Consider the following 15,585-nt stretch of genomic DNA (forward strand, 5'->3'; position numbering starts at 1 on the left):
CCATTGCGCATAAACTCCCGGGATGAGTTTCAAGTCCATGGCTTCCCATTTGAGTTTGCGTCAACTGCGCGCCTTTTTGGCGGTGGCCCAAGAGTCGAGCATGACCCGTGCGGCGGAAAAATTACACCTCACCCCCTCGGCCCTGTCCATGCTGGTGCGTGGCATGGAAGACGATTTGGGTGTGCGTTTGTTCGATCGCACCACCCGGCGCTTGGTATTGACCGAGGCGGGCGTGCAGTTTTTGCCCACGGTTGAGCAGGTCTTTTCTCAACTCGAAGCGGGCATTGCGGCGCTGCAAAACAACCAACAGATCAAGGCGGGTCGCCTGCATGTGGCGGCGTCACCCTTGTTGGCGAGTGCCCTGTTTCCACAGGTCATCGCCAGTTTCCGTTTGCTCAACCCCCAAATCAAAGTCTCGCTCATGGATGCGCCGGTGGCCTCCTTGCCCGAGTTGGTCAGGCGAGGTGAAGTCGACTTGGCGGTGTGCACAGCCAGCAGCGATATGAGCGACTTGCTGGCCACACCGGTTTACACCGACAAGCTGATGCTGGTGTGTCCTCGTGCGCACCGCTTGGCACAGTTTCGCGAGGTGGAGTGGCAAGACCTGCTGGACGAGCGTTTGATCTTGATGCGTCATGGCAGTGGCTTGCGCGTGTTGGTGGACAAAGCTTTTTCCAAATGGCACAAAAGCATTCAGCCTGCCTACGAGGTGTCCCAAGTGGCGACCGCTTTGGGTTTGGTCAGTGAGGGGGAGGGCGTTTCCGTTTTGCCCTCATACGCCATCTCCCGCGCCCAGTCACTGTCTCAGGCGGCTGCAGTGGCCACTGTGAACCTGGTCGCACCCAGTGTTTTGCGCGAAATTGTGGCCCTGACCAAATTGGGCTCCGGCATGTCTGAGACGGCCTTGTTGTTTGTGGAGCAGTTCAAAAAGCATGCAGGAGCAGGCTTGTTCTGAATCAGCCCTGCGCACCCATGAGGTAATCCACTTTGCCCACGTCCACGCCGTTGTGGCGCAGGATGTTGTAGGCCGTGGTGATGTGGAAGTACATGTTCGGCAGCATCCAGCCCGTGAGGTAGTTCTGGCCGGACAGGGTGCGGGTTTTGCCGGGGCCTGCGGGGAAGGTGATCTCTTTGTCTTCGGTGCCGTCCAGCGCAGCCGCAGGCACGGTGGCGATGAAGGCCAGGGTTTTCTGGATGCGCTCTTGCAGCTGGGCCAGCGTGGTTTCGGTGTCGTCAAACTTGGGCGCTTCGATGCCGCTCAAACGGGCCACGCCGTTTTTCACCGCGTCGCAAGCGATCAGCACTTGACGGGTGAAGGGGAACATGTCGGGGGCCAGGCGGTAGGTGGTCAGCGCCGTGGGGTCGATCTTTTTGGCTTCGACGAATTGCTCGGCCTTGCTCAGGATGTGGCTCAGGTTGCTCAGCATGCGGGTGCACACGGGCAGGCTGGCGCTGGACATGGAAAGGGTCATGAAAGTTTCCGGTTGTTGTTGAAAATTCAGGCGTTGACCACAGGCAATGCCTGTACCGCCTCGCCAATGGCGTAAAAGTGCCCGCCTGCCACATGGTGCAAGCTGCGCAGTTCGGGGGCGGCGTCTTCAAAGTGCCAGCGGCCTTGGCTGAACACGCGTTCATCGGCCCAGGCCCCGACCACCTCGGCCAGGATCAAATCGTGCGGCCCCGCCACATGGGCGGTGGCGGGCAACACCTTGCATTCCATTTGTGCGATGCAGCCGTCCACCAAGGGCACGCCGGTCAGCGGTGCGGATTGGGTGCTGATGTGGCAACGGTTCAGCTTGTCGGGGTAGTTCTTGCCGCTCATGCCGCCAGCGGCCATGACCAGGTCTTTCATGGCCACCGTGGGCACACAGAGGCTGAGCACGCCGGAGGCGTCGATCAACTCGCGGGTGAGGGTGCTCTTGTCCACGACCACCGCCACCTTGGGTGTGTCAAAGTCCAGTGGCATGGCCCAGGCAGCGGCCATCACATTGCTGCGGCCCGCATGGGCGCTGCCCACCAGCACGGTGGGCCCGTGGTTGAGCAGGCGGTAGGCGTGTTTCAGTTCAACGGTTTGCATGGTCGGTCAGCGGGTTTCAGGGCGCGTCGAGCGCTCCTTTTCGTATTGGTCGTAGCGCGGCAAGCCCTGGTTGGGCGGTGCATTGGTGCCGACGGCGTTGGCTTTTTCTTGGGCGCGTATGCCTTCGTAAACGGCTTGCGACGAAGTCAGGCCGCAGCCCGTCAAGCCGGTCAGCAGCGTCAGTGCGATGAGGGGTTTGTGGCGCATGAGCCGGGTTTGCCAAGATTTGTCGGGGCTGAAGCCATTGGCCTGCAAGCGGGATGAACGCAAGTCGACAGCTTCAGCATTGACATGTTGACGTCGTGTATCAGGCCAGTTCAGCAATGAGTTCGATCTCGACGCAAGCGCCCAGTGGGATTTGGGCCACGCCAAAAGCGCTGCGGGCGTGTGCGCCGACTTGCGGGCCGAAGACCTGGCCCAGCAATTCGCTGCAGCCGTTGGTGACCAGATGCTGCTCGGTGAAGTCGCCGGTCGAGTTGACCAGGCTCATGACTTTGACGATGCGCTTGACCTTGTTCAGGTCGCCCACGGCGGCGTGCAGGGTGCCCATCAGGTCAATCGCTACGGCACGGGCCGCTTGCTGGCCTTCGGCGGTGCCGATGTCTTTGCCCAATTGGCCGACCCAGACTTTGCCGTCTTTCTTGGCGATGTGGCCCGACAAAAAAACCATGTTGCCGCTTTGCACGAAGGGCACATAGGCCGCAGCGGGCACCGCCACGGGGGGCAGTTCGATGTTCAGGGATTTCAGGGTGTCGTAAACGCTCATGGTCAGATGTCAAAAAGGGTTGAATGGAGCATTCCAGCGTGGGCGGGAACGGCCAGAAACCGATTGTCGCCGAAGGGGCGGGAGGACGGGCTCATTCGTCCATCGGTGCCACCGTGACGGCCACTTCCAGCGTGTGTTCGCCGCCGCCTTGCAGCACGCCGCGCAGGGGCGAGACGTCGGCAAAATCGCGGCCCACGGCCAGGCGCACATAGTCCAGGCCCGGGCTGGCCAGGCCTGTGCGGTTGTTGGTCGGGTCCAGATCGAGCCAGCCTTGACAAGCGTGGCTGGCCAGCTCGGGCACATACACCGAGGCCCAGGCATGCGATGCGTCGCTGCCCACCAGGCGCGGCTGACCAGGCGGCGGTTGGGTCAGCAGGTAGCCGCTCACGTAACGGGCGGGCAGGCCCAGCGAACGCAGGCAGGCCAGCAAGATGTGCGCAAAGTCCTGGCAGACGCCGCGTTTGGCCTGCAGGGCTTCGAGCGCCGGGGTGTTGATGTCGGTGCTTTGCGAGGCGTAGGTGAAGTCGCGGTGCATGCGCGCCGTCAGGTCTTGCGCGGCTTGCATCAAGGGGCGGCCGGGTGAAAAGCTGCTTTGCGCGTAGGCCGCAAAGGCTTCATGCGCGGGCGCATGGTGCGAGCCAAATACAAAGCCGTTGTTCACATCGGCCGCATGCCCGCCCCGGTAGCGGAAATGCTCGCGCACCGATTCCCAGCTTTGCGCGGACGTGGTGGCTTCAATGACCGAGGTGTTCAATTCGCTGTAGGCGCGCACCAGCAAGCCGTCGTGCGGGTGGGTCAGGGCCCAGTAGGCGCGGTGGTTGCAATAGGCGTCCACGCTGTGCTGCACGTTCGCTGTGGGCTCCACATACAGGCTGTGGTTGAGCACTTGCTGGCAAGGTGAATTGGCCGGTTGCAGGTGCGCCACATGCTGCGCGGTTTGCACGGCAGGGCTGTAGCGGTATCGGGTTTCGTGGGTGATGGCCAGACGCATGGGAGCAACCGATCAAGCGCCAAAGCTGAAACGGGCTTCACCGCTGTGGGTGAAAAACAGCGCGCACAGCTGGTCAGACACCTGCCTTGCGGCGCTTTGGCAATGCGCCAAAGCCGCATGCAAGGGCAGGGGCTGGGCCGAACCCGTGAAGTGGGCATCGGGCGCGCTGTACAAGGGCCACAAGGCTTCGGGCGTGAGGTCCACCAGCCGCGGCACCCAGTCGGCCAGCGGCACGGTGGCGCCATCGGCCAGGTTGCCCATGCGCAGCAGGCGCGAGCGCAAGGTGTGCGCCACCCAGCCCAAAGCACGCGGGTTGTCGGGGTTGGTGACCAGCAGGTCCATCAGGGCCTGCGGCGTGCGGCTTTGCTGGTATTGCGCGTGGAAGCTGATGGTGCTGTCAAACAAGTCCAGCACCGCGTCAAAGCCCGCTTGCTCGCCGATCAGGCCGCCTTGCACGGCTTCGCTCAAGGCGCTCGACAAAAACTCCAGCCGCTCGATGTGGCGGCCAATCGACAAGAGGCGCCAGCCATCGTCGCGCGTCATGCGGTCGGTCTGCGCCCCGGTCAAGGCCGCCAGCATTTGGCTGGTTTCGCCCAGCAGGGCTTGCACTTCCACCGTGTCTTGCGAGTTGTCGCTGGCCACCGAGTTGAAAAAACGCGACTCGGCTTGCTCCAGCAGCCGCCAGTGTTCGGGCGACAGGCGCTCGCGCACCGAAGAGGCCGCCAGCCGCACCGAGCGCAGGTTAAAACCCACGCTGGTGGCCAAGGTCTTGTCCCAGAGCCCGGCGATCATCGAACGCTCAAACACGCGGTGCGACAGACCAGCGGCAGGCACGCCCGGGCGCACCAGGCCGTGGCGCGCGGCCATGCGGGTGATGAAGTTCAAAAGCAGCGGCTGGTTCTGGTTTTCGCTGTTCAAAATCTCCAGGCTCAGACGCACCAGACGCAAGGTATTTTCGGTGCGCTCGGTGTAGCGGCCCATCCAGAACAGGTTTTCTGCGGCGCGGCTGGTGACCAGGCGCTGGCGCTGGGGTGTGGGCGAGGCATTCGCCATGCCGGAGGCGGACTCGTCATCGCGAGGAGCGAAGCGACGTGGCGATCCATGCGGTGTGTCGCTGACCGATGTGTCGGGTGAAGACATGGATGGCCGCGCTTCGCTCGCCATGACAGAGTGGGATCCGCTCGCCATCGCGGGGTTTGATGCGTCATCGCGAGGCGCGAAGCGGTGTGGCGATCCAGTCTCGGCACACGAGCTGTTACTCGAATGGGCATTGCCTTCGGCCGATGCGGCTTGCACCCACACATCGGCACTGCTGCCACCGCGCTGCATGGAGGCGATGCCCTCGCGGGTGCCCAAGCGCGCCAGGCCGCCGGGCAAGACTTGCCAGCCGCCTTGCGCGTCGGCCACGGCAAACACGCGCAGCACCACCGGGCGCGATTCGATCCGGGCCTGGCCGCCGGGCGGTGTTTGCCAGGTGGGTTGGTGCGACAGTGGCAACCACGACTGCAAGGTGTGGGCATCCGGGTCACGCAGGATGCGGCCCGCCCATTCGTCTTGTTCTTTGCGGCTCAGTTGGTGGCCCAACACCGGCTCGAAGCTTTGGCGGTCGGTGTTGTAGGGGTAGGTGGGCTTGATCACGCAACTGCTGATGCGCGGCAGCACGTCTTGCAGGGCCGCCGCCTCGCCGCACCACCAGCTGGGAATGGCGGGCAGTTGCAGCTCTTCGTCCAGCAGCGCACGCGCCAAGGACGGCATGAAGCCCAAGAGCGCGTTCGACTCCAGAAAACCGGAGCCGGGCGTGTTGGCCACCAGCACGTTGCCGCTGCGCACGGCTTGCAAGAGGCCGGGCACGCCCAGCGTCGATTCGGCGCGCAGCTCCAGCGGATCGAGCCAGTCGTCGTCCACCCGCTTCAAGAGCCCATGCACCGGCTGCAGGCCTTGCAAGGTCTTGAGGTAAAGCCGTTCATCGCGCACGGTCAGGTCGTTGCCTTGCACCAGACTCAGGCCCAGATAGCGGGCCAGGTAGGCGTGCTCGAAATAGGTTTCGTTGTAGGGGCCGGGCGTGAGCAGCGCGATGTGGGCCGAGGCCCCGGCCGGGCTGCGCGCCTTGATGCCGTCGATCAGCGTGCGGTAGGTCTCGGCCAGGCGCTGCACCGGAAACGCCTCGAACGCCTGAGGGAACAGGCGCGAGACGATCAGCCGGTTTTCCAGCAAATAGCCCAGGCCCGAAGGCGCTTGTGTGCGCTGTGACAAGAGCCACCAGCAGCCGTCTGGCCCACGTGCCAGGTCGAACGCGGCCACCGATAAATAGCGGCCACCCACGGGCGGCACGCCATGCATGGCAGGCAGGTAAGCGGGGTGGCCTTGAATGAGCGCCGCAGGCAACTGGCCATTGAGCACCAGCTTTTGCGGGCCATAGGCGTCGGCCATGATGCGCTCGAGCAGCTGCATGCGCTGCAGCACACCCGCTTCGATCTGCTGCCAGTTGGCCTCGGGCACCATGAGCGGAAACAGGTCGAGCGACCAGGGGCGCTGCGGTTGGTCGGCCGCGGCGTACACGTTGTAGGTGATGCCGTTGTCGCGCACCTGGCGCTGCAAATTGGCCATGCGGGCGTTCAGGCCCTGCAGGCCTTCACCGGCCAAATGTTCGATGAAGGTTTGCCAGGCGCGGCTCATCTGCGCATCGGGCGCGAGCCCGTCTGGCGTGGGTGCGAGGCTCAATCCGCGCAGTTCATCCCAGTGTCCCTCGGGCGCGGCCAGCGCCTGGTGCGCCAGCCAGGTCATGGCTTGCGCGTCCAGAGTTTGGGCCGGGCTGTGGCGGGATTCATTCATTCAACCATTGTCGCTCAAGCCTTGCGCAAATCCAGGGTGTACGGGAACTCGGGACTGGCGTGCAGCGTGGCGTTGGGGCCGAGTGCGGCCACGTGTTTCATCGCACCGGGCGTGTGACCCATGCGGAAGAAACGCGCCAGGCGGCGGCTTTCGGCTTCATAGGCATTGACCGGGAAGGTCTCGTAGCTGCGGCCACCGGGGTGCACCACGTGGTACTGGCAGCCACCCAGCGAACGTTTCATCCAGGTGTCCACCAGGTCAACCGTCAGCGGCGCGTGCACACCGATGCTCGGGTGCAGCGACGAGGGCGGGTTCCAGGCTTTGTAGCGCACGCTGGCCACGTACTCGCCCACCACGCCCGTGGGCTGCAGGGGCAGGGGCTTGCCGTTGACGGTCACGGTGTGGCGCGAGGGGTTGATGCCCGTCACATGCACCTCGATGCGCTCCAGCGACGAGTCCACATAACGGGCGGTGCCGCCTGCTCCGTTTTCTTCGCCCATGACGTGCCAGGGCTCCAGCGCATTGCGCAGGGTCACCACCGCGCCATCGACCCGGAGTTGACCGACCAGCGGAAAGCGGAATTCAAAATGTGGCGCGAACCAACTCGGGTCAAAGTGGAAGCCCGCGTCGCCCAGCTCGGTGAGCACGTCGTCAAAGTCCTTGTGGATCCAGTGCGGCAGCATGAAGCGGTCGTGCAGCTCGGTGCCCCAGCGGGTCACGGGCGCTGAATAGGGCGCATCCCAAAAGCGGGCCACCAGGGCACGCAGCAGCAGTTGCTGGACGATGCTCATGCGGGCGTGGGGCGGCATTTCAAATGCGCGCAGCTCCAACAGGCCCAGGCGGCCGGTGCTGCTGTCGGGCGAGTACATCTTGTCGATGCAAAACTCGCTGCGGTGGGTGTTGCCGGTCACGTCCACGAGGATGTTGCGCAGGGTGCGGTCCACCAGCCAAGGCGGCATGTCGGCGCCGTACTTCTGGCGGTTGCGGATGATCTCGCGCAGCGCGATTTCCAGCTCATAGACCTGGTCGTTGCGCGCTTCGTCCACGCGGGGGGCCTGGCTGGTCGGGCCGATGAACATGCCGCTGAACAAATAGCTCAGGCTGGGGTGGTTGTGCCAATAGAGGATGAGGCTGGCCAGCAGCTCGGGGCGGCGCAAGAAGGGGCTGTCGGCAGGCGTGGCGCCGCCCATCACCATGTGGTTGCCGCCGCCGGTGCCGGTGTGGCGGCCATCGGTCATGAACTTCTCGGCCGACAGGCGCGTCTCGAAAGCGGCCTGGTACAAGAACTCGGTGTGCTCGACCAGCTCGGTCCAGTTGTGGGCCGGGTGGATGTTGACCTCGATCACGCCGGGGTCGGGCGTGACTTGCAGGAGTTTCAGGCGCGGGTCGCGGGGTGGCGGGTAGCCTTCCATCACGATCTTCAGGCCCAGCTTCAAGGCGGTGGCTTCGACGGCGCTCACCAGTGCCAGATAGTCTTCCAGCCGCGCCAGGGGCGGCATGAAGACATACAGCACGCCCGACTTGTCGCCTTTTTTCTCGGCATCTCTTTCGGCTTGGGGGCCATTGGCCCGGTTCGGGTCGCGCACTTCCACGCACAAGGCGGTGCGCACCACCGACGGGTCGGACACGAAGCGCGACACGGGCTGGGCGGGCACGGCGGCCGAGCCAGGGGCACCGCTGGCCGCCGAATGGGCGGTCATGCCCGGGGCGCGCGTTTGCAGCAGCGTGGGCGCGGCGGGCAAGGCACCCCGCAAAGCGAAGGGGTCTTGCTCGATCTGGTGCCAGCGGTCGGTGGGGGCAGCCCAGGGCAGCGAGTCCAGCGGCAAGCGCCAGCCCATGGGCGAGTCGCCGGGCATGAGGTACATGCGTTCTTCGCGCACAAACCAGCGCCCGGTCTGCCAGGCAGTCAGTGCCGGGTTGCCTGTGTCCACCGGCTGTAGCGGCAGGACATAGCCCACGGCTTGGTCCAGACCCTGGCTGAAGACGCGGCGCAAGCGGTTGCGTTCCATCTCGTCGTCCAGGCGCGCATCAAACGGGTCCACGTTCACGGGCAATCGGCGTTCACGCCAGAGGTAGTACCAGGTGTCCTCAAACCCGGGCAGCACGGTGTCGCTGGAAAGACCCAGCTGCGCCGTGAGCCCTTCCATGAAGCGCAGCGCATCGGCGCTGGTGTATCGCTGCGGTTCGCGTTCGTCGGCAAACACCTCGGGGTTTTGCCAGCAGGGTGTGCCATCGGCACGCCAATAGATGCTGAGCGCCCAGCGCGGCAGTTGCTCGCCCGGGTACCACTTGCCCTGGCCAAAGTGCAAAAAGCCACCCTGGCCGTATTGCTGGCGCAGCTTGTGCACCAGCTCGGTGGCCAGGCCGCGCTTCGTGGGCCCCAAAGCGTCGGTGTTCCATTCCGCGCCATCGCGGTCCTGGGTGGACACAAAGGTCGGCTCGCCGCCCATGGTCAGGCGCACGTCTTCGGCCACCAGCTGGGCGTCCACTTGCTCACCCAGTTGCTGCACCTCGGCCCATTGCTCGTCGGTGTAGGGCTTGGTCACGCGGGGCGACTCGTGGATGCGGGTGACCTTCATCTCGTGGCTGAACTCGACCTCGGCCTTGTCCATCAGGCCCTCAATGGGCGCCGCCGCTGAGGGCTGCGGGGTGCAAGCCAGCGGGATGTGGCCTTCACCGGCCAGCAGGCCCGAAGTCGGGTCCAGGCCCACCCAGCCCGCGCCGGGCAAGTACACCTCGCACCAGGCGTGCAGGTCGGTGAAGTCCACTTCGGTGCCGCTCGGGCCGTCGAGCGATTTCACGTCCGGCGCCAACTGGATCAGATAACCCGAGACAAAACGGGCCGCGATGTTCATGTGGCGGAACAACTGCACCAGCAGCCAGGCCGAGTCGCGGCAGGAGCCGCTTTTCAGGGTCAGCGTTTCTTCGGGCGTTTGCACACCGGGCTCCATGCGGATGGTGTAACGGATGTCCTGGTGCAGGCGCTGGTTGATCTGCACCAGAAAGTCGATGGTGCGTTGGCGCTTGCGGTCCATGCTGGCCAGGTATTTTTTGAACTTGGGCGTCTTGTTGTCCTTGACCAAATAAGACTGCAACTCCTCTTTGACCAGGTCCGCGTACTTGAACGGCACTTCTTCGGCCGAGGGCTCCAGAAAGAAGTCAAAGGGGTTGAACACGGCCATCTCGGTGACCACGTCCACCGTGACCTTGAACGAGGTGGTTTTTTTCGGGAAGACCAAGCGCGCCTGGTAATTGGCAAAGGCGTCCTGCTGCCAGTTGATGAAGTGTTCTTCGGGTTCGACCTTGAGGCTGTAGCTCAGGATGCGGCTGCGGCTGTGCGGGGCCGGGCGCAGGCGGATGACTTGGGGCCCCAATTGAACCGGTCGGTCGTAGGTGTAATGGGTAACGTGGTGCAGGGCAACTTGTATCGACATATCTTTAAAAGCGCAACAGGGGCTGCACGCATGACAAATGCAGCTTGGGCTTTTTAAACTAGCAAGACACGCGCCAGCCCAGAGATTGGCGACCCCAACAGCCAATCCAGGGAGGCTGAAGATGTCATGCTTGCCCAGCAGGCCCAAGCGCAGCGTTGCCCGCCATGAGGCCGCGCCATGATGTCCTTGCGTTGGGCGCAGGGTTTGGCACCGGCCTTGCTGGCCTGGTGCGCCGGGGTGGCCTTGCAGCTTCAGCAAAGCCAGCTGTGGTCCGCACCTGTCTATGGCGCCATGGGGGTTCTGGCTTTGGCGGGCTTGTGCTGGCCTGCTTGGCGGCGCATGCCTGCGTTCATCGGTGTGTGTTTGACGTGTGCGCTGTTGTCTTTTGCCTGCACGGCTTGGCATGCGCTGTGGAAGCTGCCATCGATTGCCCCCGAACTGGAAGGTCAGGATCTGGAGCTGGTGGGTGTGGTGCAGGCCATGCCGCACAAGCAGGACATGGGCTGGCGTTTTCGTTTTCGGGTCGAGTCGGCCTGGCGCGGGCAGGGGGCTGCACGGCAGCAAGTGCCAGTGCCCGAGCAGATTTATCTGGGCTGGTATGGGCAGGACGGCGTGACCGACAGCGGCTGGAACCTGTCGCCCCTGCCCGAGCCCGTGCAGGCCGGTGAGCGCTGGCGCTTGCGGGCACGCCTGAAAGCGCCACACGGCAACCTGAACCCGCGCGGTTTTGACTACGAGCTGTGGCTTTGGGAGCAGGGCATCCGTGCCACCGGTGTGGTGCGTGCCGGGCCGGGCCAGCCTGCGCCAGAGCGCCTGGGGCAGACTGGGTCGCACCCGGTGGAGTGGTGGCGGCAGTCGGTGCGCGATCGTTTGCAGACGCGGCTCGGTGCGGTGGCGGACGCCGGTGTCGCTGCCGACGGCGCTGGGCGCGCCCCCAATGTGGCGGGCATCGTGGTGGCCTTGGTCACAGGCGATCAAGCCGCCATTGACCGCAGCGACTGGGATGTGTTTCGGGCCACCGGGGTGGCGCACCTGATGAGCATTTCCGGCCTGCATGTGACCATGTTTGCCTGGCTCGCCGCCATGACGGTGGGCTGGTGCTGGCGCCGGTCGGCGCTGTGGGGGTTTCGCGGCGCTTTGCGCTGGCCTGCGCCGCAGGTGGGGGCTTTGGCGGGGCTGGCTTTGGCGCTTGTGTATGCCTTGTTCAGCGGCTGGGGTGTGCCGGCGCAGCGCACGGTCTGGATGCTCGGTGTGGTGGTGCTTTTGCGCCTGTCGGCCAGGCAATGGTCTGCCACGCTGGTGTGCCTGTTGGCGGCGGCAGTCGTCTTGACGCTCGACCCTTGGGCGCTGCTGCAGCCAGGCTTTTGGCTGAGCTTTGTGGCGGTGGCCGTGCTGGTGTGGACCGATGAACGCTGGCCGGGCGCACCGATGCAGGATGCTGCGCAGGAGGCGACACAGGTGCATCCTGACCCCAGCACCAAGTCGGGGCTGGTGCACCGCTTGCGTGCCCTGTGCCTTGCACGTTTTCATGCAAAAGGTGGCGCCTTGCAGGGCGAATGGCGGGGTCAGTCGTGGCGCCATGTTGCGGGCCGCATCTGGGGTTTGTGGCGCGAGCAATCGGTGGTCACGCTGGCGCTGGCACCTTTGTGTTTGCTGTTCTTTGGGCAGGTCTCGGTGGTGGGCCTGCTGGCCAATCTGGTGGCCATTCCGTGGGTGAGTTTTGTGGTCACGCCGCTGGCCATGCTGGGCGTGGTTTGGTCGGGTTGGGCGGTGCTGGCCGCTTGGTCGCTCAAGCCTTTGACCGCTTTGCTGGTCTGGATGGCCAGTTGGCCGCTCGCCAGTGTGAGCCTGGCTTGGCCGCCTTGGGGGTTTGCGGTCTTGGCGCTGTTGGCGGCGCTGTTGTGGGTGTCGCGCTGGCCCTTGTCCTGGAAGCTGGCGAGCCTGCCCTTGCTGTGGCCCGCACTGTTTTGGACGGCGCCGCGCCCACCTCTGGGTACTTTTGAATTGCTTATCACCGATGTGGGGCAGGGCAATGCTGTTTTGGTGCGCACGGCGCGCCACAGTCTGCTCTACGACGCGGGGCCGCGCTATTCGCCCGAAAGCGATGCCGGTCACCGCGTGCTGGTGCCGCTGCTGGCACAGACGGCCGAGCGGCTGGATGTGCTGATGCTCAGCCACCGCGACACCGACCACACGGGCGGCGCGCCAGCGGTATTGGCCATGCAGCCGCAGGTCGCGCTGTGGTCATCGCTGGAAGCCGGGCACCCCTTGCATGCGCTGGCCGCCAGCTCGCAGCCTTGCCACCGTGGCCAAGCTTGGGTCTGGGACGGTGTGCGTTTCGAGGTGCTGCACCCCACGGCGGCGCCCCAGCTGCCGCCGGACAAGCCGATCAAGCCCAATGCGCTCAGCTGCGTCTTGCGCATCAGCGATGGCCTGCGTTCGGTCTTGCTTGCGGGTGACATTGAAGCGCCGCAAGAACAAGCCTTGGTGGCGGCAGGGCTGGCGCCGGTCGATCTGCTGCTGGTGCCGCACCACGGCAGCAAGACCTCTTCGACACCCGAGTTTTTGCAGGCCTTGAGCCCTAAGCTGGCGCTGGTGCAAGCGGGCTACCGCAACCGCTTTGGCCACCCGGCACCTGCGGTGCTGGCCCGTTATGAAGGCCTGCGCATCCGCGTGGTGGACAGCGTGCACTGCGGCGCAGCCACCTGGCGCAGCGATGCACCCAAACAGCTGGTGTGCGAGCGCGAGCGCTCGCGCCGCTATTGGCACCACGCAGCGCCTTGACCGCCGTCAATCGAAGTGGGTACGCATCTTGCTAACCTGTGTGCAGGAGTAAGAAGCTATGCGCCAATTTGATGAGATGTACAGCCGCCTGCCTGCATCAGGCGATGCGGGCGAGGTGAGAAAACACTACGAGGCCTATGCCCGTTGGTTGCAGGCGCAAGATCCCCGGACCATGGCCGCTCGCCGTGAAGAGGCCGAGATGATTTTCCGCCGTGTCGGCATCACCTTTGCCGTCTACGGCGACAAGGACGAAGACGGCTCGGGCACAGAGCGCCTGATCCCCTTTGACCTGATCCCCCGCGTGATCGCCGCCCAGGAGTGGAAAAGCATGGAGGCCGGTCTGGTGCAGCGCGTCACGGCCCTCAACCGTTTCATCCACGACGTGTACCACGACCAGGACATCTTGAAGGCCGGGGTGATCCCCCGCGAGCAGATCGAAAACAACGCGCAGTTTCGCCCCGAGATGGTCGGTGTGGATGTGCCCAACAACATCTATTCGCACATCAGCGGCATCGACATCGTGCGTGCCCCCGACAGTGCAGGCAACGGCGAGTACTACGTGCTCGAAGACAACCTGCGCGTGCCCAGCGGCGTGAGCTACATGCTCGAAGACCGCAAGATGATGATGCGGCTCTTCCCCGAGCTCTTCGGTGAGAACCGCGTGGCCCCCGTGGCCCACTACCCCGACCTGCTGCTGGAAACCCTGCGCGCGGTGAGCCCGGCCACCACGGCCGAGCCCACGGTGGTGGTGCTCACGCCCGGCATGTACAACAGCGCCTACTTCGAACACGCCTTCCTCGCGCAGCAGATGGGCATCGAGCTGGTGGAGGGCCAAGACCTCTTCGTCAAGGACAACTTCGTCTACATGCGCACCACGCGCGGCCCCAAGCGGGTGGACGTGATCTACCGCCGGGTGGACGACGACTTTTTGGACCCCAACGTGTTCCGCCCCACCTCCACTTTGGGCTGCGCGGGCCTGATGGAGGCCTACAAAGCTGGTCATGTGGCGATCTGCAACGCGGTGGGCACGGGCGTGGCCGACGACAAGTCGATCTACCCCTATGTGCCCGACATGATCAAGTTCTATCTGGGCGAGGAACCCATCCTCAAAAACGTGCCGACTTTTCAGTGCCGCAAGCCCGACGACCTGCAATACACCTTGGCCAACCTCAAAGACCTGGTGGTCAAGGAAGTGCACGGCGCAGGCGGCTACGGCATGTTGGTCGGTCCGGCCTCGACCAAAGAAGAGATCGAGCGCTTTCGCGGTGCGCTGCTGGCCAACCCCGAGGGCTACATCGCGCAGCCCACGCTCAGCCTGTCGAGCTGCCCGACCTTTGTGGACAGCGGCATCGCCCCGCGCCACATCGACCTGCGCCCCTTTGTGCTGAGTGGCCGCACGGTGCAGATGGTGCCCGGGGGCCTGACGCGCGTGGCGCTGAAAGAAGGCTCTTTGGTGGTCAACAGCAGCCAAGGCGGCGGCACCAAAGACACCTGGATATTGCAGGACTGATTTCACCCCCTGTCCTGATTTCACCCCTGTCATCCTCGGGCTTGACCCGAGGATCCACGGATACCCGACCCGTCGGGCATGACACACCAAGGAAAAAATATGCTGAGCCGCACCGCCGACCACCTCTTCTGGATGTCCCGCTACATGGAGCGGGCCGAGAACACGGCCCGCATGCTCAATGTGAGCTACGAGACCTCCCTCTTGCCGCAGTCCGCCGCCGCCGTGGAAGCCGGTTGGGAAGGCATCTTGTCGATCAGCGAACTGCTGCCCGCTTACCTGGCGCTGTACAAAAACATCACGCCCCGCGATGTGATGGCGTTCATGGTCAAGGATGTGGACAACCCCTCATCCATCATCTCGTGCCTGCGGGCGGCCCGCGAGAACGCTCGCGCTGTGCGCGGCACGCTGACCACCGAGGTCTGGGAGACGCAAAACCAGACTTGGCTCGAAGTCAACCGCATGCTCAAAAGCGGCGAGTTCGAACGCGACCCGGGCCAGTTTTTCGAGTGGGTGAAGTTCCGCTCGCACCTGTCACGCGGCGTGACGGTGGGCACCATGCTGATGGACGAGTCGCTGTACTTCATGCGCATGGGCACCTTCCTGGAGCGGGCCGACAACACGGCGCGTTTGGTGGATGTGAAGTTCCACGCCATGAACAACGACTTTTTTGGTGCGCCGCAATACAACACATCGGGTGCAGAAAGCACGCAGGAATACGACTTCTACCACTGGAGCGCCATCTTGCGCAGCGTCAGCGGCTTCGAGGTCTACCGCAAGGTCTACCGCGATGTGATCCGCCCCGAGCGCGTGGCCGAGTTGCTGATCTTGCGCCCCGACATGCCACGCTCGCTGCACGCCAGCCTGAACGAAGTCTTGTCGAATCTGAAGCTGGTGGCACATGACCCGGACAGTGACACCCTGCGCGATGCCGGGCGCTTGTTGTCCGAGCTGGCCTTTGGCCGCATCGATGAGATTTTGGCGACCGGCTTGCACGCTTATTTGACGCAGTTCCTGGACCGCGTGAATGTGCTGGGTGGCCGCATCAGCCGAGAGTTCTTGATGCCGTCTGCGGCTTGAACCGTCATTCCCCTGGAGATCCTGCCACCACGAATGAGCGCAGGTCATCCCGAACACAAGCATGTCATCCCAAGCCAGGCATGTCATCCCGGGCCAGGCATGTCATCCCAAACC

The 15,585-nt window shown here is 64.2% G+C and carries 11 protein-coding genes; 4 read left to right on the forward strand and 7 right to left on the reverse strand.

Annotated elements, in window-relative coordinates; all coding sequences use genetic code 11:
- The first annotated feature begins 37 nt into the window (after window positions 1-37).
- Window positions 38-955 carry a LysR family transcriptional regulator gene (locus tag Q1W40_RS11710; RefSeq protein ID WP_300712114.1) on the forward strand — a complete coding sequence of 306 codons (918 nt, stop codon included), beginning with the start codon at window positions 38-40 and terminating at the stop codon, window positions 953-955.
- A 1-nt stretch (window position 956) separates the two neighbouring features.
- Here the strand turns inward: Q1W40_RS11710 and Q1W40_RS11715 are convergent, their stop codons facing one another.
- The 7 genes from Q1W40_RS11715 to Q1W40_RS11745 form a co-directional block, all read right to left on the reverse strand.
- Window positions 957-1,472, reverse strand: coding sequence for a DUF1993 family protein (locus tag Q1W40_RS11715; protein WP_300712116.1), 516 nt, complete (start codon window positions 1,470-1,472; stop codon window positions 957-959).
- Window positions 1,473-1,498: 26 nt separating this feature from the next.
- Complete coding sequence (locus Q1W40_RS11720) at window positions 1,499-2,077, reverse strand: flavin reductase family protein (RefSeq protein WP_300712118.1); 579 nt, start codon at window positions 2,075-2,077, stop codon at window positions 1,499-1,501.
- Window positions 2,078-2,083: 6 nt separating this feature from the next.
- A complete protein-coding gene (locus tag Q1W40_RS11725; protein ID WP_300712120.1) occupies window positions 2,084-2,347 on the reverse strand; it encodes a hypothetical protein in 264 nt (87 codons plus the stop codon).
- A 37-nt stretch (window positions 2,348-2,384) separates the two neighbouring features.
- Window positions 2,385-2,843, reverse strand: a complete 459-nt coding sequence (locus Q1W40_RS11730) for a RidA family protein (protein ID WP_300712122.1) — start codon at window positions 2,841-2,843, stop codon at window positions 2,385-2,387.
- Window positions 2,844-2,934: 91 nt separating this feature from the next.
- Entirely contained in the window at window positions 2,935-3,834 is a 900-nt protein-coding gene (locus tag Q1W40_RS11735; protein WP_300712124.1) for a transglutaminase family protein, read from the reverse strand.
- A 12-nt stretch (window positions 3,835-3,846) separates the two neighbouring features.
- Window positions 3,847-6,618 carry a circularly permuted type 2 ATP-grasp protein gene (locus tag Q1W40_RS11740; RefSeq protein ID WP_300712135.1) on the reverse strand — a complete coding sequence of 924 codons (2,772 nt, stop codon included), beginning with the start codon at window positions 6,616-6,618 and terminating at the stop codon, window positions 3,847-3,849.
- Window positions 6,619-6,680: 62 nt separating this feature from the next.
- Entirely contained in the window at window positions 6,681-10,100 is a 3,420-nt protein-coding gene (locus Q1W40_RS11745) for a transglutaminase family protein (protein WP_300712125.1), read from the reverse strand.
- 177 nt (window positions 10,101-10,277) lie between these two features.
- On the opposite strand from Q1W40_RS11745, the gene Q1W40_RS11750 reads away from it, so the two are divergent.
- The 3 genes from Q1W40_RS11750 to Q1W40_RS11760 all read left to right on the forward strand — a co-directional run bounded on the left by Q1W40_RS11750 (window position 10,278) and on the right by Q1W40_RS11760 (window position 15,471).
- Entirely contained in the window at window positions 10,278-12,884 is a 2,607-nt protein-coding gene (locus Q1W40_RS11750) for a DNA internalization-related competence protein ComEC/Rec2 (protein WP_300712127.1), read from the forward strand.
- 58 nt (window positions 12,885-12,942) lie between these two features.
- Window positions 12,943-14,394 carry a circularly permuted type 2 ATP-grasp protein gene (locus Q1W40_RS11755; RefSeq protein ID WP_300712129.1) on the forward strand — a complete coding sequence of 484 codons (1,452 nt, stop codon included), beginning with the start codon at window positions 12,943-12,945 and terminating at the stop codon, window positions 14,392-14,394.
- 99 nt (window positions 14,395-14,493) lie between these two features.
- Window positions 14,494-15,471 (forward strand): alpha-E domain-containing protein, encoded by a 978-nt coding sequence (locus tag Q1W40_RS11760; RefSeq protein WP_300712131.1) that lies wholly within the window; start codon window positions 14,494-14,496, stop codon window positions 15,469-15,471.
- The last annotated feature ends 114 nt before the right edge of the window (window positions 15,472-15,585 follow it).

The organism is Limnohabitans sp. (assembly GCF_030158565.1).
In the GTDB taxonomy this organism is placed as follows: domain Bacteria; phylum Pseudomonadota; class Gammaproteobacteria; order Burkholderiales; family Burkholderiaceae_C; genus Limnohabitans_A.